Source organism: Streptomyces fuscichromogenes, assembly GCF_014645815.1.
GTDB lineage: Bacteria > Actinomycetota > Actinomycetes > Streptomycetales > Streptomycetaceae > Streptomyces > Streptomyces fuscichromogenes.
Genome location: NZ_BMML01000014.1, coordinates 62,262 through 83,863 on the forward strand (window position 1 = coordinate 62,262; position 21,602 = coordinate 83,863).

The following is a 21,602-nucleotide window of genomic DNA, read 5'->3' on the forward strand; positions in this document are numbered from 1 at the left end:
CGGCGTCTTGGCTTGTCACCGTCCGGAAGGTTCGCGTCCGGTGCGGCATCATGGGGCCATGGGGACCGACGGGGAAGCCGTACGTCTGGTCGCGGGGCGTTATCGCCTGGAAGCGCGGCTCGGGCGGGGCGGGATGGGCGTCGTATGGCGCGCGACCGACCAGTTGCTGGGACGGCAGGTCGCCGTCAAGGAACTCACCGTCGACGACTCGCTGCCGGAGGACGACGCCCGGCTGCGCCGCGACCGCACGCTGCGTGAGGCGCAGGCCGTCGCGCAACTCCACCACCCGCACATCATCGTCGTGCACGACGTGGTGGAGGACGGCGGACGCCCGTACATCGTGATGGAGTTGATCGACGGCGGTTCGCTCGCCGACCGGATCTCCCGGAACGGGCCCGTGGACGTCGGCGAGGCCGCGCGGATCGGGATCGCCCTGCTGAGCGCGTTGGCGACCGCGCACCGGGCCGGGGTGCTGCACCGGGACATCAAGCCGGCGAACGTGCTCGTCGAGGCGGCGACCGGGCGTGTCGTCCTCACCGACTTCGGTATCGCCCAGGTCGCGGGCGCCACCACGCTCACCGAGACCGGTTCCTTCGTCGGCTCGCCCGAGTACACCGCGCCGGAGCGGATGTCCGGCACCCGGGCCGGTCCCGCGTCCGACCTGTGGTCGCTGGGAGTACTGCTGTGCGCGGCGCTCAGCGGCGAGTCGCCGTTCCGGCGCGACTCGCTCGGCGGGATCCTGCACGCCGTGGTCTCCGACGAGATCCGGCCACCCGCCCAGGCGGAGCCGCTGCTGCCCGTCGTACGCGGGCTGCTGGAGCGGGATCCCGAGCGGCGGCTGGACGCGGAGGAGGCCGAGCGGATGCTCCGCGGGTTCCTGGAGACCGGGGCGGTCGCGGTCGTCACCACGACGGAGAGCGTCGGCGCCGCGCCGTACACGCCGACCCAGCGGGACGTGCCGCGCCCGCCGGTGGCGGACCCGGCCGGACCGGCCCGGTACTCCCCGCGCGGTGTGCTGGTCGCCGCACTGCTGGTCGCGGCGATGGCCGGGGCCGGCGTGTCGGCGGCGACGCTCCTGTTCAACGGGGGTGGGGGAGGGGACGGCGCGCCGGGCCCCGGGAGCACGACGGCCGTCTCCGCGTCGCACACGGTGCCCACGCCCTCGACCGCGAAGCCCTCGTCCCCCGCCTCTGCCTCCTCCTCTGCCTCCTCCTCTTCCCCGGGTACCTCCCCGGCCGCCGACTCCCACACCGCGCCCTCCGGTTACCGCCTCGCGCAGGACCCGGCCGGCTTCTCGCTGGCCGTACCGGAGGACTTCACCCGCGACCCGGAGGGCCAGCGGGTCTTCTACCTGTCGCCGGGGCAGACCTTCCGGCTCGGCATCAAGGTCTCCGACCCGCAGACCGGCGGACCGGGCGCGGTGATGCGGCGGGCGGCGGCCGAGGGGCCGAGCACCAACCCCGGCTACCACGACGGCCTGGTCAGCGACACCACGCACGCCGGACACCCGGCCGCCTTCTGGGAGTTCAGCTGGAAGGGCTTCAGCGCGACGGAGGGCCCCCGGCACACCTACGACCTGTGCTGGGAGCAGGGCGGGCGGATGTACGACGTGTGGGTGTCGGCGCCGGTCGGGAAGGTGCGCGAGGCCCGGGAGTACTTCGACGTCGCGATCGACACGTTCACGGCGGGCTGAGCGGGAACGGCAGGCCCGCGAGATTCAAATGCGTTGCCAGGCAGGTGAGTTGCGGACATCCTCCTCTTGACCCGATGGTGATCCGGTATTGACCCGGACATGGGACGGACTTGGGGGAGAGACCTTGAGCAGGGCGGGACAGTACGTTCTCGGGCGGGCCGCGGTGCCTGGTGTCCTCGCGGCGCTCGTCGCGGGCGCCATCGGCACCATGGGCGTCATGGCTCCCACCGCGGTCGCGGCGGACGACGGCGACGCGCCACTGGCGCCGGTCGTCTCCTCGGCCGAGTACCCGGACGACGGCGACTGGCACGACGGGGTGGGGCGGTACGGGACCTTCGTGATCGACTCGGCCTCGGACGACGTCGTGTCGTACCGCTACAACTGGCTCGGTGCCGCGACGAAGACCCTCGTCCCGGCGGAGCCCGGCGGCGCGGTCTCGCTGCGCTGGATGCCGGAGCGCGAGGGGGTCACCTATCTGCAGGTCCAGGCCCTCGACGCGGCGGGCCGCCTCAGCGCCCGCACCACCTACGACGTCGCGGTCCGGGAGGGGCGGCCCGCGGTCACCCACTGGGACCCGGAGCAGCCGTCGGGCGCGGTCGCCGGCACCGGTGCGACCCTCGACGCGTCCGGCCCGTCCGGGACCCGGCTGGCCTCCGCCGCCGCCCTCGACGGGACCGACGAGGGATACCTGAGCCTCGACACGGCCCTCGACACGAGCGACACCTTCTCCCTCGACGCATGGGTACGGCCCGACACGCTCACCAGCGGCGCCACCGCCGTCAGCCGGTCCTCCGGGCTCGCCCTCGCGGCGGTGACCGACCCCGCCTCCGGGGCCCCGGTCTGGTCCCTCACCGTGCCCACCCGGGACGGCGGCACCGCCCAGGTCACCGGCGGCGCCCCCGAACCGGGCGAGTGGGCCCACCTCGCCGGGGTGTACGACGCCGAGCAGCAGACCGTACGGCTGTACGTGAACGGCACGTCGGTCGGCACGGCGGAGAACGTCCGGGCGGCCGCCGGCACCGGGGCCCTGCGGCTCGGCGCCGACGGGAACGGCGGGCACTGGCGCGGGCTGCTCACCGACGTGAACGTCTGGGACCGGGTCCTGGTCGCCAAGGAGGCCGGTGAGGCGGCCCAGCGGTCGGCGCAGCGCCTCGGCTACTGGGACCTGGAGACCGCCACCGACGGCAGCAGCCCCGCCTACGCGGGCGGCGAGCCGCTCACCCTCGCCGGGGACGCGACGATCCACACCGACAGCGACGACTGCGCCTGGAACCCCGACTGCACCCCGGCCACCTACCCCCTGTGGGGAACCGGCGACCTCCTCCTCGACGGTGACGGCGACTACGCGAGCACCCCGACCGCGGTCACCCCGACCGACGCCGGCTTCTCGGTCACCGCGCACGCCCGCGTCGACCCGGCCACCGCCGACCACGACATGACCGTGCTGTCCCAGCCCGGCGCCCACACCAGCCTGTTCACCCTGCGCTATGTGGCCGCCTCGCAGACCTGGGAGGCCGTGGTGGCCCACGAGGACCGGGCCGACGCGCCGACCACCACGGTCAGCGCGCCCGCCGACTGGGCCGCGTCCAGTGACGAGTACCTCGCGCTGGTCTACGACGAGAAGGCCGACGAACTCCGGCTCTACGTGGGATCGGGCAGCTACCCCGCCGCCACGGCGGGCGTCGCCGGTGAGAACACCTGGACGCCCACCGGCGCCCTCCAGGCCGGCCGCACCCTCACCCCGGACGGCGGGACGGACCACCTGGCCGGCGCGATCGACGAGGTGCACACCTATGCGGGCGTCCTGAACGCGACCCAGCTCGCCCAACTCTCCATCGGCGGCATCGACATCTGAGGTCCACGCGCCCCTTCCACAGGGAGGGGCGCGTGCCCCGCACAGCGCTGACCGCGCCGCTTCGACAAGGGTGTGGGGCGCAAGGTACTCATGGGGTATGAGTGAAGACGGCGAACAGCCGGTCGAGGGACGCCTGATCGGCGGGCGCTACCGGCTCACCGACCGCATCGGCTCCGGGCCGACCGGGACCGTGTGGCGCGCCCGCGACGAACAGGACGGGCGGCAGGTCGCCGTCAAGGAGCCGCGCCTGGCCGGCGAGCCGGACGACGAGGAACGCCGGCGCGCCGCACACCGCCTGCTGCACGAGGCCCGCGCCGCCGCCCGCGTCGACCACCCGGCCGCCGTCGCCATCCACGACGTCTGTGTCGAGGACGAACTTCCCTGGGTCGTCATGGAGCTGGTGGAGGGGGAGGCGCTGCACGCGGCCCTCGCCGCCCGCGGGCCGCTGCCGGCCCCCGAGGCCGCCCGCATCGGGCTCGCCGTCCTCGGCGCGCTGCACGCCGCCCACGGCGTCGGCATCGTGCACCGTGACCTCAAGCCCTCCAACGTCCTCCTGGCGGCCGGCGGGGAACGCGTCGTCGTCACCGACTTCGGTATCGGGGCCGGGCCGCAGGGACAGGGCGACGGCGACTTCGCGGCGCCCGAGTGCAGTGCGGGGCACGGCGCCGGGCCCGCCTCCGACCTGTGGTCGCTGGGCGCGTTGCTCCGGGCCGCCGCCGACGGCGACGAGGGTCCGCTCGGCCCGCTCCTCGAAGAACTCCTCGCCTCCGAACCGGAGGCCCGCCCGACGGCCCCGGAAGCCGCCGAGGTGCTCGCCGAGGTCGCCGGGGTGAGCCTGCCGGCGTGGGTGACCGAACCCCCGGCGGTTCAGGTTCCGGTCCCGGACCCGGCCCCGGTCCGCACCCCGGCCGCACCGGACCCCGAACCCCGCCGCCTCACCCCCTTCGCCGCCCTCGGCCTGCTCCTCGCCAAAAAACCGGAACGCGGCTGACCGGCGCCGATCGTCCCCGTCCAACCCCCTGATCAGCACATTCTCTGCCAGTGATCACTGGCAGTGTGTGTGCGGTCCGTGAAACCGAGTTACCCACGGGTACCCAAAGGCCCCGGTCCCGAATACCCTGCGGCTCATGACGGACTCGCAGGCCCCGGCCCACGCACCGGCCCCCACCGGCACGAACCCGCTCGCCCCCGCCCCCGCAGGGGCCCGAACCGCGGCCGACGTGGTCACGCCCGAGCTGGTCGCCCAGCTCACCAAGGGCGTCGTCGGCTCCGGACGGACGGCCAACCACACGCCCTTCACCGGCGAGAAGCTGGCCGACCTGCCCGAGTCCACGCCCGAGGACGTGGCCAAGGCCTATGACGCGGCCCGCGCCGCCCAGGCCGTGTGGGCGAAGGTGCCGGTACGGCAGCGCGCCGCCGTCCTGCTCCGCTTCCACGACCTGATCCTGGCCCGCCAGGCCGAGGTCCTCGACCTCATCCAGCTGGAGACCGGCAAGGCCCGCCTGCACGCCCACGAAGAGGTGCAGGCCGTCGCGGTCGCCGCCCGGCACTACGGCCGCAAGGCCCCCGCCTACCTGCGCCCCAAGCGGCACGCGGGCGCGATGCCCACCCTCACGCGCGTGACCGAACTGCGCCACCCGCGGGGCGTGGTCGGCCAGATCGCCCCCTGGAACTACCCGCTCGAACTCTCCGTCGGCGACGCGCTCCCCGCCTTCGTGGCGGGCAACGCGGTCGTCATGAAGCCGGACACCGAGACCTGCCTGACCGCCCTGTGGGCCCGGGACATCCTCATCGAGGCGGGCCTGCCCGCCGACGTCCTCCAGGTGGTGCTCGGCGAGGGCCCGGTCGTCGGCCCCGAGGTCGTCCGGCACGCCGACTACGTCTCCTTCACCGGCTCCACCCGCACGGGCCGCCAGGTCGCGCAGGGCGCCGCCGCCCGCCTGATCGGCGTCTCCCTCGAACTCGGCGGCAAGAACGCCATGCTGGTCCTCGACGACGCCGACATCGAGAAGGCGGCCGCCGGCGCGGTCCGCGCCTGCTTCTCCTCGGCCGGCCAGCTCTGCATCTCCATCGAGCGGCTGTACGTCCACGAGTCGATCGCCGACGCCTTCGTCGAGCGCTTCGCGGCCCGCACCAAGGCCATGCGCCTCGGCAGGTCCCTCGCCTACGGCGCCGACATGGGGTCCCTGGTCGGCGAACGGCAGCTGGAGACCGTCACCCGGCATGTCGAGGAGGCCGTCGAGAAGGGCGCGACCCTCGTCGCCGGCGGCACCGCCCGCCCGGACATCGGCCCGTACTTCTACGAGCCCACCATCCTCGACGGCGTCGAGGACGCGATGGCCGTCTGCACGGAGGAGACCTTCGGCCCGGTCGTCTCCATCTACCGCTTCAAGACGGAGGACGAGGCCGTCGAGCACGCCAACGGCACGCCGTACGGCCTCAACTCGTCCGTCTGGACGAAGAACGGCAGCCGTGGCCGCGCCGTCGCCGCCCGCCTGCGCACCGGCACGGTCAACGTCAACGAGGGCTATGCCCCCGCCTACGGCAGCGTCCAGTCCCCGATGGGCGGCATGAAGGACTCGGGCCTGGGCCGCCGGCACGGCTCGGAGGGCATCCTCAAGTACACCGAGGCCCAGACCGTCGCCCAGCAGCGGCTGCTGCCCATGGCCCCCTCACTGGGCATGGACGACGAGAAGTACGCGGCCTTCATGAGTACCAGTCTCCGGGTGATGAAGGCACTGAGGCTGCGCTGACTCACTCAGGGGCGCGGGGAACTGCGCGACCAGCCACCGACAACCCGCAGTGCACACTCAAAGGGGAGATGGCACGTTGTCTCAGGACACCTATGACTACGACGTCCTGGTCGTCGGCTCCGGCTTCGGCGGCTCCGTGACCGCCCTGCGCCTCACAGAAAAGGGCTACAAGGTCGGCGTCCTGGAGGCCGGCCGCCGCTTCACCCGCGACTCCCTCCCCAAGAACTCCTGGGACATCAAGAACTACCTCTGGGCACCCAGGCTCGGCTGCTACGGCATCCAGCGCATCCACCTCCTCGGCAACGTCATGGTCCTCGCCGGGGCCGGGGTGGGCGGCGGTTCGCTCAACTACGCCAACACCCTCTACATCCCGCCGAAGCCCTTCTTCGAGGACCCCCAGTGGCGTGACATCACGGACTGGCAGGAGGAGCTGAAGCCGTACTACGACCAGGCGCAGCGCATGCTCGGCGTACGGCTCAACCCGACGATGACCCCGTCCGACGTCCATCTGAAGGCGGCGGCGCAGAAGCTGGGCGTCGGCGACACCTTCCACCTCGCCCCGGTCGGCGTCTTCTTCGGCGACGGCAAGGACGCCGACGGCGAGGCGAAGGCGGCCCCCGGCGACCAGGCCGCCGACCCCTACTTCGGCGGCGCGGGCCCCGCCCGCAACGCCTGCACCGAGTGCGGCGAGTGCATGACCGGCTGCCGGCACGGCGCGAAGAACACCCTCAACGAGAACTACCTCCACCTCGCCGAGCAGGCCGGCGCTGAGGTGCACCCCATGACGACGGTCGTGTCCGTCACCGACGACTCCCAGGGCGGCTACGCGATCGCGACCCTCCCCACCGACGACCGGAAGACAGCGAAGGGCCGGACCTTCAAGGCCCGCCGGGTCGTCATCGCGGCCGGCACGTACGGCACCCAGACCCTCCTGCACCGCATGAAGGCGGGCGGACAGCTCCCGTACCTCTCCGACCGCCTGGGCGACCTCACCCGTACCAACTCCGAGGCCCTGGTCGGCGCCCAGACCGACGACCGGCGCTACCGCAGGGCGCACGGCACCCCGAGGGCGGACTTCACCCGGGGCGTCGCGATCACGTCCTCCGTCCACCCGGACGAGAACACGCACATCGAGCCGGTCCGCTACGGCAAGGGCTCCAACGCGATGGGCAGCCTGTCCATCCTCCAGGTGCCGTACGCGGAAGGCTCCTCCCGCGTCCTCGGCTGGCTGGCGAACGCGGCCCGCCACCCCCTGCTGGTACTGCGCTCGCTCTCCAACCGGCGCTGGTCGGAGCGGACCATCATCGGCCTGGTGATGCAGTCGCTGGACAACTCCCTGACGACGTACCTGAAACCGGACGGCGTCGGCAAGGGCCTGCTCACCGCCCGGCAGGGCCACGGTGCCCCCAATCCCAAGCAGATCAGGGCCGCCTCGGAGGCGGCCACCGTGCTCGCCGCCGAGATCAACGGCTTCGCCGGCAGCAATGTCGGCGAGCTGATGGGCACCCCGCTCACCGCCCACTTCCTGGGCGGCTGCCCGATCGGCGACTCGCGCGAGACCGGAGTCATCGACCCGTACCACCGGCTCTACGGCCACCCGGGCATCTCGGTCGTGGACGGCGCCGCGGTCTCCGCGAACCTGGGTGTGAACCCGTCCCTCACCATCACGGCCCAGGCCGAGCGCGCGATGTCGTACTGGCCCAACAAGGGCGAGGCGGACCCGCGGCCGCGGCAGGGCGAGCCGTACGAGCGCCTCCGGCCGGTCGAGCCGCTCCGCCCGGCGGTCCCGGCCGAGGCCTTCGGCGCGCTGCGGCTGCCGTTCCTCGGGATCCCGGCCGTACCGCCCAGGAAGTAGCCGCACGCGGCCGGGCACCGAAGAGGGACCTGTGCCCCCCTCCGAGCCCAGGTCCCTCTTCGATCGGTGCGCGACCGCCGCCCTACGACGGTTCGCGCGACCTTGCTCTGTGCGGCTCAGGCGTCCGTGCCCGGGCCCGCCTTCCGCCGCCGTACCAGGACCACCGCACCGGCGCCGACCACGACGGCGGCCCCGCCGACCAGGCCGATGACCGGGAGCGCCGAGCTGGAGCCGGTGTCGGCGAGGTTGCCGGTCGGCAGGTCGGAGACGTTGCCCTGCGGCTTCTTCACTGAGTCCTTGCCGCCGTCGCCGCCCGGCGTGGCCGTACCCGGGTCCGGGTTGGCCGAGCCCGCGTCGAGGACCGTGAAGTCGTACTGGGCCCAGCCCTCGGCGATGCAGTCCTGGCCGTCGACCTTGTCGAGGTAGGCGCCGGAGCCGAAGGAGTAGGCGTCACCGGCGGGCGCCCTGGCGTCGAGGGAGACCCGCAGGTCGACCGACCTGCTGGCACCCGACTTCAGCTTCGGCACGTAGAAGAAGTAGTCGCCGGCCCAGTCGTCGCTGCCGATCCGGTCCCAGGAGCCGGTGTCGGGGTTCTTGAACTCCAGGTCGACGTACGGGCTGAGGTACTTCGACTCGTCCAGCTCGTAGTTCTCGATCTCGGCGTAGAAGGCGACGCCCTGGACGTCCGTCCTGGACTCGTTCGTCACGACCAGCTCGAAGCCGTGGAAGCCGTCGCCCGCGACGATCTTGCCGGGCAGGCCCTTGATGTCGGCGGACACCTTGGCGTCGCCGAAGTCCTCGTCGAGATCCTCGCAGTACGGCACGTCCGGGTCGGACGGGTCCTCGCTCGGCTCGGCCGACTCGGACGGCTCGCCGGAGGCGGACGCCGACGCGCCGTCGCTCGGCGAGGCCGAGTCGGACGGCGAGGCCGATGACGTGTCGCTCGGTATCTCGCTCTGCGCGCTCTCGGATGCGGACGCCGACGGCGACCCGTCCGCGAACGCGGCCGGCGCGGACAGCAGGGCGACCGGCGCGACGACGGCCGTGACGGCCGCCGCGGCCATGACCCGGCGAAGCTTCATGCGGACCCCCGTGCATCAGCTGCGGTGGATGGATGTCACCGCTGGTTCCGGTGATGTGACCGGCAAGTCCTGTGAATGGTTGCCTGTACATTCACACCATCTTTATGTGATGTGGGTCACTCGATCTTGGGGGTGTCGTCGCGCGAAGCCCATTCCGGCGGGTGGCATGGACACAGCTGATTCCAAGGCTATTCTCGCCCCGTCGAACGGCCGAGCGAGAGAGTGTCATGTCTGACAGACGGTCCGAAGAATCGTCGGGGGACGAGCCGTCCTCCTCCATATCCGACGAGGTGTGGGAACAGTTCCTCCGCGACAGCGACCGGGACATCCGCAGGTCCGCCCCCAAGGAGCCGTCCGCCCGGGCCCGTGAGGTGACCGGGCGGCTCAGGGAGCGCAAGGGCGAGCCCGAGGGGTGGCGGACCGGGCCCGCCTGGCAGGAGATGAACGGACGGGCCGCCCGCCGCCGCAGGGCATGGGCGGTCATCGGTGTTCCGCTGGCCGTCGCCGTGGCCGTGGTGGCGATGCGGCCCTCCCTGATCCCCGGCGATCCCTTCGGCTCGACCGCCGGCACGGACACCGCCACCACGCCGCTGCCCGACGAGACCACCGCGCCGACCGCCCCGCCCTCCGCGGCCGCCGCCGACACCCCCACGCTCGCCCACCCGTTCGCCGGTTCCCCGGCGCTGCGCTGGGCCGACGGCGCGGCCGGCATCGTGCTGCCGCAGGCCACCGCGCTCGGCGCGATCCCGAAGGGCCGCGTCGAACTGGCCCTCCAGCAGACCAGGAAGCTGCTGGTCGACGCCAACCTGAATCCCGAGGTGGTGGCCGGCGGCCGCCCCGGGGCCGCCCTCTCGGTGCTCGACCCCAGGCAGCCCGACGTGCTCGACGACCTCAGGACCTCGCTGCGCAGCCCGAGCAAGGCCCATGACCCGCTGTTCCTCTTCAGCCGCTTCGACCCGAAGGAGGTGAGGCCGGCCGGGAAGGTCATCAAGGTGCGCGGCCGGATCACCTTCGCGAAGGGCAAGTTCGAGGGCGTGGCCGTGCACGCCGACTACACCTTCGTCTACCCGGTCGTCCGCGCCGACGGCTCCACCGAGGTCACCCGCACGATCGTGCGGCGCGTCATCGAGGCCGAACTCCCCGACCCCGTGCGGTACCGGGTCACCCCCGGCCGGCTGACCCTCCTCCGCTTCGACGAGGACGCCGGCAACTCGTCCTGTGACAGCGTCGACGGCTATCTGCACCCGCAGTTCCCGTCCCAGGCCCCGGCCGGCGGCTCCGCCCCGAGCGGCCCGTCCGTCGACCCGTACGACCGCAGCCGCGACATCGGCAAGGAGAAGGCCTGCGGCACGGTGAGCCGTACCTAGATCTCCGCGGACCGGGGTCTTCGTGGACAGGCGAAGGGCCCCGCGGGACGGAGCCGCGGGGCCCTTCTTTCGTCAGCACCGACGTCAGGGCAGCGTCGGTGCCTGGAAGCGGCGCCGGGGGGTTGCGCCGCTGGTCTCTGCGCCCTGTGCCACCGTCCGAGCCCCGGTCGGCGCCCCGGCGCGCTCGGGGCGTACGGCAGGTCTCGACCATTGGCGGACGGTCGGCACACGGCAATACCGTTGCCTGAACTGGGACTTGGGAACTCCGAAGGCTTTGCGGGCCTTCTACGCATCGTGCTGGATGTCCGCGGCCTCCGCAACCGTTTGACCCAGCCCTTGTGCATTTTTGCAATTTTCCGCCGGTCGGCCCCGGGCGTCCCCGGAGCCGGCCGTCTCTTGGGTGACCGGGCTGCTGTCCCCTGCCGTCCGGTCACTTGACTGGGAGCGAGGTCCCACGGCGCACGGCACGTTCCGTACGCCTCATCGCCCCAGTGAGCCACGCGTGGTTCTTTCGGGCCCGCCCCTGGCTGGCACGGACACCCCACCAACGAAGCGGTTCGCGGCCCGGTCACGCGCCGTACGGGTGAGAAGGGCCCCGAACTCAGATCCGCCCGACTCAGATGCGACCCCGGCACAGCTCCAGGAGCGTCATGGCGAGGGCGGTGCCGGGCTTGCCGAGCGCCGCGCTGTAGTGGCCGAGGATCTCCATCTCCCGGGAGAGGTTCACCCGGCGGCCGCCGGAGGTGATCCGGGCCTCCTGGACGACGGCGGAGACGGCGATCCGTTCCTGGATCAGACCGATGATCCGGTCGTCGAGCGCGTCGATGCGCTCCCGCGCACCGCTGATCACCTCGGCGGCCTCGGGGGTACGGGCACCGGTCACGTCGATCGCGTTCATGGGGGCTCCTCGTCGGAAGGGGTGCGGTGCCCCGAGGCGACAGGATCCGGAGAAACACCAGGCGCCCCGGACCTTGTCGGCCCGGGGCGCCTGGGGAAGTCGCTTGTCAGTAGCTCAAGCAGCACGACCATGGCAGCCGGTGGGCCGGTTGCCATAGGTAAAGAGGAAGGTCGCCTGGGTGAGCATGGCGCCGAGTATGCCACAGAACCCCCACACCGAACCAAGCCGGTCGAGACGCTCCCCTTTCGGTCTGCCGAGCGGGGTGGGGCGGTTGGATTCGGGTCTGCGGAGTCGGGCGGGGCGGTCGCTTTCGGTCTGTCGAGTCGGGTGGTGGGTGGGCGGCGGAACGGGGGTTCGGGGGCGGAGCCCTCGGCGTACGGGGAGGTGTCCGACGGCCGCCCCGTTAGAATCGGTGACACAGACCCCCGCCCGACCGCCGGAAGGCACCCCGTGTCATCAGCGACTCCCGCTGCCGCCGCTCCCGACACCGTCCTGGTCGTCGACTTCGGCGCGCAGTACGCCCAGCTCATCGCCCGCCGCGTCCGCGAGGCCCGGGTCTACAGCGAGATCGTGCCCAGCACCATGCCGGTCGCCGAGATGCTCGCGAAGAACCCGGCGGCGATCATCCTCTCCGGCGGCCCCTCGTCCGTGTACGAGGAGGGCGCCCCCCGCCTGGACCGCGAGCTCTTCGAGGCCGGCGTCCCCGTCTTCGGCATGTGCTACGGCTTCCAGCTGATGGCGCAGGTCCTCGGCGGCACCGTCGACAACACCGGCTCCCGCGAGTACGGCCGTACCGACCTGCATGTCTCCAAGGCGGCCTCCACCCTCTTCGAGGGCACCCCCGTCGAGCAGCACGTGTGGATGTCGCACGGCGACGCCTGTTCCGCCGCCCCCGAGGGCTTCACCGTCAGCGCGTCCACGGACGTCGTCCCGGTCGCCGCCTTCGAGAACGACGAGAAGAAGCTCTACGGCGTCCAGTACCACCCCGAGGTCATGCACTCCACGCACGGCCAGCAGGTCCTGGAGCACTTCCTCTACCGCGGCGCGGGCCTCACCCCGTCCTGGACGACCGGCAACGTCATCGACGAGCAGGTCGCGGCCATCCGTGAGCAGGTCGGCGACAGGCGCGCGATCTGCGGTCTGTCCGGCGGCGTCGACTCCGCGGTGGCCGCGGCCCTCGTCGCCCGCGCCATCGGCGACCAGCTGACCTGCGTGTACGTCGACCACGGTCTGATGCGCAAGGGCGAGACCGAGCAGGTCGAGAAGGACTTCGTGGCCGCGACCGGCGTCAAGCTGGTCGTGGTCGACGCCGAGGCCCGCTTCCTCGACGCGCTGGCCGGCGTCTCCGACCCGGAGCAGAAGCGGAAGATCATCGGCCGCGAGTTCATCCGCGTGTTCGAGCAGGCCCAGGCCGAGATCATCGCCGACGCCGGCCCGGCCGTGGAGTTCCTGGTCCAGGGCACCCTGTACCCGGACGTCGTGGAGTCCGGCGGCGGCACCGGCACCGCGAACATCAAGTCGCACCACAACGTCGGCGGCCTGCCGGAAGACCTCGAGTTCCAGCTGATCGAGCCGCTCCGCAAGCTGTTCAAGGACGAGGTCCGGATGGTCGGCCAGGAACTGGGCCTGCCGGAGGAGATCGTCCAGCGCCAGCCGTTCCCCGGTCCGGGCCTGGGTATCCGGATCGTCGGCGAGGTGACGAAGGAGCGTCTCGACCTCCTCCGCGACGCCGACGCCATCGCCCGCGAGGAGCTCACCGCGGCCGGCCTCGATCGCTCCATCTGGCAGTGCCCGGTGGTCCTGCTCGCGGACGTCCGCAGCGTCGGCGTCCAGGGCGACGGCCGCACCTACGGGCACCCGATCGTGCTGCGCCCGGTCTCCTCCGAGGACGCGATGACGGCCGACTGGTCCCGGCTGCCCTACGAGGTCCTCGCGAAGATCTCCACCCGGATCACCAACGAGGTCCGTGACGTCAACCGGGTCGTCCTCGACGTCACCTCCAAGCCGCCGGGCACCATCGAGTGGGAGTAGGCCCAGAGAAGAGGTGGCACGGCTCCGGCGGTGCCACCTTTTCGACGTGTGTCGCAGGGGGCACTCGGCTGTCGATTTCCGACTTCTTCTGTCGTGATGTGTTCGCGCGCGTCATCTTTACAGAACAGCTCTGTTTTCCTGCGCTGACCGGCGGTAACTTCCGGCCGTAACACAAACCCAGTGCTGGAGGACCTATGCACGGGCCGACCCCGACCCCGCCCATGCCGCTGCCCACCGATCAGCTCCAGTTCGCGATGCCGCCGATGTACGACTCGCTGGACGACGAGCGCAGGCATCGCAAGGAGCGGCTCGCCGGTGCGCTGCGGATCTTCGGCCGGGCCGGACTGGAGGACGGCGTGTCCGGCCACATCACCGCCCGCGACCCCGAGTACTCGAACTGCTTCTGGGTCAACCCGTTCGGCATGCCGTTCCAGCACGTCACCGTCAGCGACCTCGTCCTGGCCAACCAGGACGGCCAGGTGATCGAGGGCCGCTACCACGTCAACCAGGCCGCCTTCACCGTGCACGTCCAGGTGCACGCGGCCCGCCCGGACGTCGTCGCCGTCGCCCACTGCCACTCCGTGCACGGCCGCGCCCTGTCCGCACTCGGCGACCTGCTCGACCCGATCAGCCAGGAGAGCTGCGCCTTCTACGAGGACCACGCCCTCTACGACGCCTACACCGGCGTCGCCGTCGACGCCGAGGAGGGCCGCCGGATCGCCACCGCCCTCGGCTCCCGCAAGGCGCTGGTGCTGCGCAACCACGGGCTGCTGACCGTCGGCGACTCGGTGGACGCGGCCGCCTGGTGGTTCCTGTCGATGGAGAAGTCCGCGCAGGTCCAGCTGACCGCGAAGGCGGCCGGCCGGCCGCTGCTCATCGACCACAAACTCGCCGTCGCCACCCGGGAACAGCTCGGCGGCGACCTGGTGGCCTGGATCAACTACCAGCCCCTGTGGCAGGTCATCAGCCGCAGCGAACCGGACCTGCTCGGCTAGGCGCTCCGTCTGGAAACGCCGTGATCTGACGTCCGCGGCGCCGTCGTGGCCGGTCGCGCAGGTCTCCGCGCCCCTCACGGGGCGCTCAGAAGCTCCGCAGCACGGCAGCCTTCGTCAGCGCGAACTCCTCGTCCGTGAGCACCCCGTCCCGGTGCAGCTCGCCCAGCTCCCGCAGCCTGCGCAGCAGGACGTCGTGCCGGTCCGCAGCCTGGCGCGGCACGGTCACCGGCGGCCGGTCCCGGTCGGGGCGCTCCGTGCCCGGCCGGGCCGACGGATGCGGCAGCCGCGCCGTGACCGCCGCCGCGACCAACGCCGTCAGCAGGTCGCGGCGGACACTGCCCCACAGGTCGAGGGCGTACGGGTCGCGCTCGGCCGGCAGCTTGGAGAACACCGTCTCCCGGGTCACGAACCGCAGGAACCCGTCCTCGTGGCCGGAGTTGGGCAGCCACTCCACCTGCACCAGATCGCCGACGCCGATGATCCGGGGCCCGGTGGCCCGCTTGACCCGGTCGGAGGTGTCGGCCCAGTCGACGCGCACCTGCGTACCGTCGAACGACACCGTGCCGTCCGAGGACCGCACCGACACCGGCACCGGCGGCCCCGGCAGCAGATACGCCTTCGTCGGTTCCGTCGGGACCTGCTCCAGCAGCAGCGACCGCCGGATCTCCGCCACCAGGTACTCGGCCACCCCGGACCGGTCCCCGTCCACCACCAGCCGATACGGGTCCGCCGCCTCCGGCAGCCGCCCGCCCGTCGCCTGCAGCAGCGGATCCGCGCCCTCGCGCAGCCGCATCCTCAGCCGGCCCCGCCTGCGCTCCGGTTCGTACACCACCCCCGACACCGCCTCCAGGGGGACCGCGATCTCCCCGTAGGTCTGCCGGAACAGAGGTACGGAACGGTGGCGTCCAGGCGTGATCCGGACCGTGCTGCCGTCGAAGGCCCAGGTCCCGTCCCGCTGGATGATCTCGGCCATGGGGAAATTCTGGCAGCCGGGTCAACACGTCCGTCGTACCTTCACCCGTCGTGACCGGCCCACTGAACGCGAACGGCGTGGCGTAGGGCACAATTCGCACTCGACACAAGGGAGTTGCGCGACGCCGTCCGGGCCCGGGGAGGGCCCTGCGCGTCGTGCCCCGGGCGTGGGGAAGGCGGGCGTCGGGCGTGGCGGTGCAGGAGGCGAGGCAGGGCGCCGGTTCGGGCGTCCACGGAGGCGGTTGCGCGTGCGGGGACTGCCCGCACGGCGCACGTGAGGGACACCGGCGTGCGGTCGCCGAGTTCCTCCTCAAACGCGACGGGTTCGCGGCCGGACAGGGGCTGCCCGCGGCGGTGGCCCACTCGGCCTCCGCCTCCCGCCAGTGGGTCTCCGAGGAACTCACCCAGTCCGCCGAGGAGGTCGCCGAACGCGGCCGGGCCGAGGGCGAGGCCTGGCTCGCCCGCCTCTGGCTGCGCACCGCGTGCACCGTCTGGGCAGCCGTCGTGATCATGCTCCTCGCCCAGTCCCTCACCGCCATCGGCGCGGGCTGGACCAGTGCCCGCACCGCCGGACTGCTCGCCGCCCTGGTCGTGGCCCTCGCCCTCACCGCCGCCTCCTGGTTCCACCGCGCACGCGGCGGGGTGCTCGCCCCCGTCATCGGCGAGGACAACCGGATGTCCACCTCCCGCACCGTCGCCGCCTCCTGGGTCCTCCTCATCGCCTACGCCGTCCTGGTCCTGGCCGGCCGGCTGGCCGCGGCCTCCTCACCCGCCGAACGTGACGCCCTCATCTCCGGTCTCGACCTCGCGCGCGGCGCGGGCGCGGTGACCGTCCTCGCCGTGGTCTGCGGCATCGCCGTCCTGGTGCGCCGGGTGGTCGGACTGCGCATCGCCGGGCAGCGCCTCCAGAAGGTGCGCGCCCACCGTCCCCGCGCCGCCGACCTGCTCACCGACGACGCCGGCCGCGGCACCTTCGCCGACATCCAGTACGTCGTCATCAGCGCCGTCGCCCTGGTCTTCGCCGCCGTACGCCTCGCCCGCCGCCCCGACCAGCTCCCGGACCTGCCCTGGGGCCTCGCGACGGTGGTCCTGATCTCCGCCGCGACCTACCTGGCCGGCAAGTACGCCGAGGGCGGCCGACCGGTGATCCTCTCCGTCGTCCGCGCGCGCGAGGCCGGTGACCTGGACGCCCCGATCCGCACCGGCGACGACATCGAGATCCGCGGCACCGGCTTCGTACCGCCCGGCGCCCAGACCGCCGACCGGCTCTCCCGCATGGTCGTCCGGATCGGCCCCGTCAACGTCCACGTCCCCCTGGTGCCCGTCACCGGCGGCTTCAGCAACCCCACGGACCAGGTCCTCACGGTCCCGGTCCCGGCCGACGTGGAGCCCGGCAGCGTCGAGGTCCAGGTGGTCACGGCGGCCGGGGTGGCGACCAACCGGTGCGTGGTCGAGGTGACGGACTGAGCCGAGGCGACGGACCGACCGGACGGGCCCCGTCTCCGTCCGCCCCCGTCACCTCTTCGGGCCTCCCGCCCCGGAACCGGCCGAGCCCGCATCCGGCCCTTCTCGCCCCCCTTTCTCCTCCTTCCCGGGCGGCCACCTCCGGCCGAAATTCGGAAAAACGTCCGGGAGAGGGTTGAGCGGGTCGCGGTTGTCGTACGTATGGTCTGTTGAGGGGCATGGGTACAGCGGCGAGAGGCGGTTACTGGCGATGACTCACAGCATTCGTTCGGACACGCACACCCCGTATCTCGACGGCGACCGCGGACTGCGGGACACCGCCACCCGATACGCCCTCCTCCCTCTGCGGATCTTCCTGGGCGTCACCTTCATCTACGCCGGCCTGGACAAACTGACCGACAGCGCCTTCCTGAAGTCCGGCGGATCCGGGTCCATCGGCGACACCATGCGCGCGGTCCGTGACTCCGCCGCGATCCCGGCCCTGGTCGACCTGGCCCTGAAGAACCCCGTCGGCTTCGGCACCGCGATCGCCATCGGCGAACTCGCCGTCGGCCTCGGCACCCTCTTCGGCCTGCTCGCCCGGCTGGCCGCGCTCGGCGGCGCGCTGATCTCGCTCAGCCTCTGGCTGACCGTGAGCTGGGCCAACTCCCCGTACTACTACGGCAACGACCTCGCCTACCTGATGGCCTGGCTGCCCCTGGTCCTCGCCGGCGCCCCCTACCTCTCCCTGGACGCGATCCTCCACGCCCGACGCCGACACCGCTCCGCACGGGCCTCGCTGGGCCTCTGAGCACCCCCCGGCTCCGCTACCGGCCCCGGCCCTCCGGCGCGCCTCGACGCCTGCGTATCGCCCTGGCCAGGGCCGCGGTCACCCCGGCCAGGAAGAGACCGGCCACCATCACGGGGATGACCGCGAACCACTCGGTCTTCCACCAGCCGCCCGCGTCACCGGCGTAGGCGACCCCCGCCGCCGTCAGGAAGACGCCCACCACCAGCCGTCCGGGCTGGAACTCATGCCGCAGCACGGGTCACCTCCACCTGTCCCGCGCCGACCTGGAGAACCAGCGAGAGCATCCCCGCGTTCTTCGCACCGCTCGTCGGCGGCAGCGTCACGTCCCTGCGCTTGCCCGGCTCCACGTCCACGTCCTTCTTGTCCTCACCGGGCAACCGGATGTCGCCCAACCCCACGTCGATACTCATCCGCACGGTCGTGTCCGCCGGTACGACGATCTTCAGCTGTCCCGCGGCCACCTCGGCCGACGTCGACACCGTCTGTCCCTTGGCGATGCGTATGTGCGTCAGGTCCAGCGTGGCCACTCCCGTCCCGAGCTTGTACGCGGCCGGCACCTCCGCCGCCGTGGCCGGGGTCCAGGACGCCCGCGTCCAGTGGGTGCCGATGTCGGACGGCAGGGCCGACGCACCCGCGAGCAGTGCCGCCGTGACGAGCGCCAGGAACAGCGAGCCGGCTCCCGTGCGGCCCAGGAACGAGCTGACCGCCGTACCCACGCCGAACACGATCAGCGCGGCGGCCAGGCCGCTCTGGAGGCTCGTGCCCAGCGGGTGGGTGTTCCACGTCAGACCTGTGCCCAGGGCGCCCGCCACCAGGGCGAGCAGGAAGATCCAGCCGCCGATCCAGTGCGGTCCGCGCGGCTTCGGCGGCGCGCTCTGCCGGGCGCCTGCGTTCTGGCCGTGGACCCACGGGGTGCTCAGCCGGACGTCGAGCCCCGGGGTGTTGCGGCCGCGCACGTCGGCCGGGCCCCACAGATAGCCGGTGCCTCCGACATGCGTGCCGTCCTTGACGATCGGGTCGCGCCACCACGAGGGGTAGGAGATCGGGATCGGCGGCGCCTGGGCCTCCGGCGGGGCGTCGGCGACGGCCTGCGCGGACAGCGGGTCGGGGTCGGGGGCGCCGCGGCGCCGCGACCAGTACCCGGCGCCGGCCAGCAGCACGGAGAGGACGACGGCGAACGCCAGCACCTGGCCGTTCCTGAGCATCGTCAGCAGCACTCCGCAGCCGACCAGCGCGAACAGCACGGCCGCCAGGGCCTGCCCGTCGACCCGGCCGGTCAGCAGCTTGCGGACCTCGTTCTCCTCGTCGTCCTCGTACGGCACGAAGAGCCAGGCGAAGCCGTAGAAGAGCAGGCCGATGCCGCCGGTCGCGGCCAGCACGGCCAAGGTGATGCGGAAGATCACCGGGTCCAGGTCGGTGTGGCGCCCGAGCCCCGCGCACACGCCCGCGATCACCTTGTGCCGGCGGTCGCGCCGGAACCGGGGGGAGGCCGCGTCGACGGCTTCCGCGCCGGCGTCGGCCCCCGCGGCGGACGTCCCCGTCGCGGCGGGCGCGGCATCCGACGGCCCGGTGCCCGCAGCGGGCCGCGGGCCGGAGCCGGGTCCCGGACCCGTCGCGGCGTGCTCGTGATCTGTCATGAGTCAATGGTGACGGCCGCGCCGCCGCGACGGCAGTCGGGATGACCCTGGCCGAACCCTGAGATCGGCCCCGAGACCGGACCGGGAAGCGTTCGAACGGCGCCGCGCCGCCCCGCCGCCAGGGGAAAACCGAAGATCAGGGGAGTCTCGGGGGTCCACCCTGATGCTCCGCGCCTGCGGGCGTGTGAACATCGATGGCATGCCGGAAGCCGCAGCAGTGCCCCTCGACGACCCATGGCCGCCGCGCAAGCTCTACCGCAGCAGCGACGGCCGCTGGCTCGGCGGAGTGGCGCGAGGCCTCGCCGGGCATCTCGGCCTGCCCGTCGTCTGGGTGCGGCTCGTCTTCGTCGGTCTGTTCACGGCCAACGGCCTCGGCGCCCTGCTGTACGCCGCGTTCTGGTTCTTCGTCCCCCTCGGCGTCGGCGGGGTCGGGGGCCAGAAGCCACCGTCCCTGGTCGCCACCGAGACCTCGGCGGACGGCCGCCGCAGACTCGTCGCCCGCAAACCGGACAGGGGCCAGATCGTCGCCCTGCTCCTCATGGTCGTCGTGTCCATGGTGTTCGTGGGCAGCGTCAACCTGACCAGCGGTGCCAAGGCCTACCTCCTTCCCGCGGTCCTGGTCGCCGCCGGTGTCGCCCTCGTCTGGCGCCAGGCGGACAACGCCCGCCGGGCCCGCTGGGTCGAGGTCGGCAGCCGACGCCGTACGCTCACCCTGCTGCGCGCGGGTGTCGGTGTCCTGCTCGTCACCGCGGGCGTCTCGGGCGTCTTCGTCATGAAGGGCTCCGCCGCGCACATCGGCGCGGTGCTCCAGGCGGCTCTCGCCGTGCTCGTCGGCATCACGCTGCTCGCCGGCCCGTATCTGGTGCGGATGACCCAGGACCTCTCCGAGGAGCGGCTGATGCGCATCCGTGCCCAGGAGCGCGCCGAGGTCGCCGCCCATGTCCACGACTCCGTGCTGCACACCCTCACCCTGATCCAGCGCAACGCGGAGAACGCGGGCGAGGTGCGCCGCCTGGCCCGTGCCCAGGAGCGCGACCTGCGCACCTGGCTCTACAAGCCCGAGGGCACCGGCAAGGACGAGGCCGACGAGCCCAGCACCCTCGCCGAGGCGGTCCGGCGCAACGCGGCGGAGGTGGAGGACAAGCACGGCGTCCCCATCGAGGTCGTGGTGGTCGGGGACTGCCCGCTCGACGAGCGGACGGGCGCGCAGATGCAGGCCGCGCGCGAGGCGATGGTCAACGCGGCCAAGTACGGTGGCGAGGGCGGCGCCGTCCAGGTCTACGCCGAAGTCGAGGGCAGGACGGTCTTCGTGTCCGTCCGCGACCGCGGTCCCGGCTTCGACCTCGACTCGATACCCGCCGACCGGATGGGTGTCAGAGAATCGGTCATCGGCCGCATGGAGCGTCACGGCGGCACGGCACGGCTGCGGTCCGTGCCGGGCGGCGGCACGGAGGTCGAGCTGGAGATGGAGAGGGCGGAGAAGACGTCATGAGCGACGCGACCGAGGCGAACGGCACGACGGAGAGCGCGGGGACGGCCGGCCGTCGGGTGCGTGTGGTCCTCGTCGACGACCACCGGATGTTCCGGACCGGCGTCCAGGCCGAGATCGGCCAGACCGAGCAGACCGGCGTCGAGGTGGTCGGCGAGGCCGCCGACGTCGACCAGGCGGTCTCGGTGATCACCGCGACCCGGCCCGAGGTGGTCCTCCTCGATGTGCACCTGCCGGGCGGCGGCGGGGTCGAAGTACTGCGCCGGTGCGCCCCGTTGATGGCGGACGCCGAGCGGCCGGTGCGCTTCCTCGCGCTGTCCGTGTCGGACGCGGCCGAGGACGTGATCGGCGTGATCCGGGGCGGTGCCCGCGGCTACGTCACCAAGACGATCACCGGCACCGACCTCGTCGACTCGGTCTTCCGGGTCCAGGAGGGCGACGCCGTCTTCTCCCCACGGCTCGCGGGGTTCGTCCTGGACGCCTTCGCCTCCACCGACGCCCCGCCGGTCGACGAGGACCTCGACCGACTCACCCAGCGCGAGCGGGAGGTGCTGCGCCTGATCGCCCGCGGCTACGCCTACAAGGAGATCGCCAAGCAGCTGTTCATCTCCGTCAAGACGGTCGAGTCCCATGTGTCGGCGGTCCTGCGGAAGCTGCAGCTGTCGAACCGGCACGAGCTGACCCGCTGGGCGACGGCGCGCCGCCTGGTCTGAGCCGGGCC

17 protein-coding genes are annotated in these 21,602 nt (G+C 72.5%); 12 read left to right on the forward strand and 5 right to left on the reverse strand.

Going from position 1 to position 21,602, the window contains the following annotated elements; genetic code table 11:
- Positions 1-58: 58 nt before the first annotated feature.
- The 5 genes from IEZ11_RS28180 to IEZ11_RS28200 all read left to right on the forward strand — a co-directional run bounded on the left by IEZ11_RS28180 (position 59) and on the right by IEZ11_RS28200 (position 8,156).
- Complete coding sequence (locus tag IEZ11_RS28180) at positions 59-1,693, forward strand: serine/threonine-protein kinase (RefSeq protein WP_189265705.1); 1,635 nt, start codon at positions 59-61, stop codon at positions 1,691-1,693.
- Between the two features lie 124 nt (positions 1,694-1,817).
- Entirely contained in the window at positions 1,818-3,548 is a 1,731-nt protein-coding gene (locus tag IEZ11_RS28185) for a LamG domain-containing protein (protein WP_189265706.1), read from the forward strand.
- Between the two features lie 97 nt (positions 3,549-3,645).
- Complete coding sequence (locus IEZ11_RS28190; RefSeq protein ID WP_189265707.1) at positions 3,646-4,539, forward strand: protein kinase domain-containing protein; 894 nt, start codon at positions 3,646-3,648, stop codon at positions 4,537-4,539.
- A gap of 136 nt (positions 4,540-4,675) precedes the next feature.
- Positions 4,676-6,301 carry a succinic semialdehyde dehydrogenase gene (locus IEZ11_RS28195; protein ID WP_189265708.1) on the forward strand — a complete coding sequence of 542 codons (1,626 nt, stop codon included), beginning with the start codon at positions 4,676-4,678 and terminating at the stop codon, positions 6,299-6,301.
- 76 nt (positions 6,302-6,377) lie between these two features.
- Positions 6,378-8,156 carry a GMC family oxidoreductase N-terminal domain-containing protein gene (locus IEZ11_RS28200; protein WP_189265709.1) on the forward strand — a complete coding sequence of 593 codons (1,779 nt, stop codon included), beginning with the start codon at positions 6,378-6,380 and terminating at the stop codon, positions 8,154-8,156.
- 116 nt (positions 8,157-8,272) lie between these two features.
- Here the strand turns inward: IEZ11_RS28200 and IEZ11_RS28205 are convergent, their stop codons facing one another.
- Positions 8,273-9,238, reverse strand: a complete 966-nt coding sequence (locus tag IEZ11_RS28205; protein WP_189265710.1) for an LAETG motif-containing sortase-dependent surface protein — start codon at positions 9,236-9,238, stop codon at positions 8,273-8,275.
- A 227-nt stretch (positions 9,239-9,465) separates the two neighbouring features.
- Here IEZ11_RS28205 and IEZ11_RS28210 point away from each other — a divergent pair, with 227 nt between their 5' ends.
- Positions 9,466-10,605: a hypothetical protein gene (locus tag IEZ11_RS28210; protein ID WP_189265711.1), complete on the forward strand. Its 1,140-nt coding sequence runs from the start codon at positions 9,466-9,468 to the stop codon at positions 10,603-10,605.
- A 616-nt stretch (positions 10,606-11,221) separates the two neighbouring features.
- On the opposite strand, the gene IEZ11_RS28215 is transcribed toward IEZ11_RS28210, so the two are convergent.
- Positions 11,222-11,503: a chorismate mutase gene (locus tag IEZ11_RS28215; RefSeq protein WP_189265712.1), complete on the reverse strand. Its 282-nt coding sequence runs from the start codon at positions 11,501-11,503 to the stop codon at positions 11,222-11,224.
- 450 nt (positions 11,504-11,953) lie between these two features.
- On the opposite strand from IEZ11_RS28215, the gene guaA reads away from it, so the two are divergent.
- Together guaA and IEZ11_RS28225 are read left to right on the forward strand one after the other, a co-directional pair.
- Positions 11,954-13,534, forward strand: coding sequence for a glutamine-hydrolyzing GMP synthase (gene guaA, locus IEZ11_RS28220; RefSeq protein WP_189265713.1), 1,581 nt, complete (start codon positions 11,954-11,956; stop codon positions 13,532-13,534).
- Positions 13,535-13,728: 194 nt separating this feature from the next.
- On the forward strand, positions 13,729-14,529 hold the full coding sequence (locus IEZ11_RS28225; RefSeq protein ID WP_189265714.1) for a class II aldolase/adducin family protein: 801 nt from the start codon (positions 13,729-13,731) through the stop codon (positions 14,527-14,529).
- An 85-nt stretch (positions 14,530-14,614) separates the two neighbouring features.
- Here the strand turns inward: IEZ11_RS28225 and IEZ11_RS28230 are convergent, their stop codons facing one another.
- Positions 14,615-15,502, reverse strand: coding sequence for a DUF4429 domain-containing protein (locus tag IEZ11_RS28230; protein ID WP_189265715.1), 888 nt, complete (start codon positions 15,500-15,502; stop codon positions 14,615-14,617).
- 188 nt (positions 15,503-15,690) lie between these two features.
- Between IEZ11_RS28230 and IEZ11_RS28235 the strand changes: the two genes are divergently transcribed.
- Complete coding sequence (locus IEZ11_RS28235; RefSeq protein WP_189265716.1) at positions 15,691-16,968, forward strand: hypothetical protein; 1,278 nt, start codon at positions 15,691-15,693, stop codon at positions 16,966-16,968.
- Between the two features lie 247 nt (positions 16,969-17,215).
- A complete protein-coding gene (locus IEZ11_RS28240) occupies positions 17,216-17,755 on the forward strand; it encodes a DoxX family protein (RefSeq protein ID WP_189265717.1) in 540 nt (179 codons plus the stop codon).
- Positions 17,756-17,771: 16 nt separating this feature from the next.
- Here IEZ11_RS28240 and IEZ11_RS28245 read toward each other — a convergent pair whose 3' ends face one another.
- Both IEZ11_RS28245 and IEZ11_RS28250 read right to left on the reverse strand, forming a co-directional pair.
- Positions 17,772-17,990 (reverse strand): hypothetical protein, encoded by a 219-nt coding sequence (locus tag IEZ11_RS28245; protein WP_189265718.1) that lies wholly within the window; start codon positions 17,988-17,990, stop codon positions 17,772-17,774.
- Positions 17,977-19,392 (reverse strand): PspC domain-containing protein, encoded by a 1,416-nt coding sequence (locus IEZ11_RS28250; RefSeq protein WP_189265719.1) that lies wholly within the window; start codon positions 19,390-19,392, stop codon positions 17,977-17,979. The genes IEZ11_RS28245 and IEZ11_RS28250 overlap by 14 nt, the downstream gene beginning before the upstream one ends.
- A 199-nt stretch (positions 19,393-19,591) precedes the next feature.
- On the opposite strand from IEZ11_RS28250, the gene IEZ11_RS28255 reads away from it, so the two are divergent.
- Together IEZ11_RS28255 and IEZ11_RS28260 are read left to right on the forward strand one after the other, a co-directional pair.
- Positions 19,592-20,884, forward strand: coding sequence for an ATP-binding protein (locus tag IEZ11_RS28255; protein ID WP_189265720.1), 1,293 nt, complete (start codon positions 19,592-19,594; stop codon positions 20,882-20,884).
- The gene (locus IEZ11_RS28260) at positions 20,881-21,594 is read left to right on the forward strand and encodes a LuxR C-terminal-related transcriptional regulator (RefSeq protein WP_189265721.1); all 714 of its coding nucleotides are present in this window, start codon (positions 20,881-20,883) and stop codon (positions 21,592-21,594) included. The genes IEZ11_RS28255 and IEZ11_RS28260 overlap by 4 nt, the downstream gene beginning before the upstream one ends.
- The last annotated feature ends 8 nt before the right edge of the window (positions 21,595-21,602 follow it).

Coding starts and splice junctions, on each gene's coding strand:
- IEZ11_RS28180 (WP_189265705.1), top strand. CDS start 59: ATGGGGACCGACGGGGAAGCCGTACGTCTGGTCGCGGGGCGTTATCGC.
- IEZ11_RS28190 (WP_189265707.1), top strand. CDS start 3,646: ATGAGTGAAGACGGCGAACAGCCGGTCGAGGGACGCCTGATCGGCGGG.
- IEZ11_RS28195 (WP_189265708.1), top strand. CDS start 4,676: ATGACGGACTCGCAGGCCCCGGCCCACGCACCGGCCCCCACCGGCACG.
- IEZ11_RS28205 (WP_189265710.1), bottom strand. CDS start 9,238: ATGAAGCTTCGCCGGGTCATGGCCGCGGCGGCCGTCACGGCCGTCGTC.
- IEZ11_RS28210 (WP_189265711.1), top strand. CDS start 9,466: ATGTCTGACAGACGGTCCGAAGAATCGTCGGGGGACGAGCCGTCCTCC.
- IEZ11_RS28215 (WP_189265712.1), bottom strand. CDS start 11,503: ATGAACGCGATCGACGTGACCGGTGCCCGTACCCCCGAGGCCGCCGAG.
- IEZ11_RS28225 (WP_189265714.1), top strand. CDS start 13,729: ATGCACGGGCCGACCCCGACCCCGCCCATGCCGCTGCCCACCGATCAG.
- IEZ11_RS28230 (WP_189265715.1), bottom strand. CDS start 15,502: ATGGCCGAGATCATCCAGCGGGACGGGACCTGGGCCTTCGACGGCAGC.
- IEZ11_RS28240 (WP_189265717.1), top strand. CDS start 17,216: ATGACTCACAGCATTCGTTCGGACACGCACACCCCGTATCTCGACGGC.
- IEZ11_RS28250 (WP_189265719.1), bottom strand. CDS start 19,392: ATGACAGATCACGAGCACGCCGCGACGGGTCCGGGACCCGGCTCCGGC.
- IEZ11_RS28255 (WP_189265720.1), top strand. CDS start 19,592: ATGCCGGAAGCCGCAGCAGTGCCCCTCGACGACCCATGGCCGCCGCGC.
- IEZ11_RS28260 (WP_189265721.1), top strand. CDS start 20,881: ATGAGCGACGCGACCGAGGCGAACGGCACGACGGAGAGCGCGGGGACG.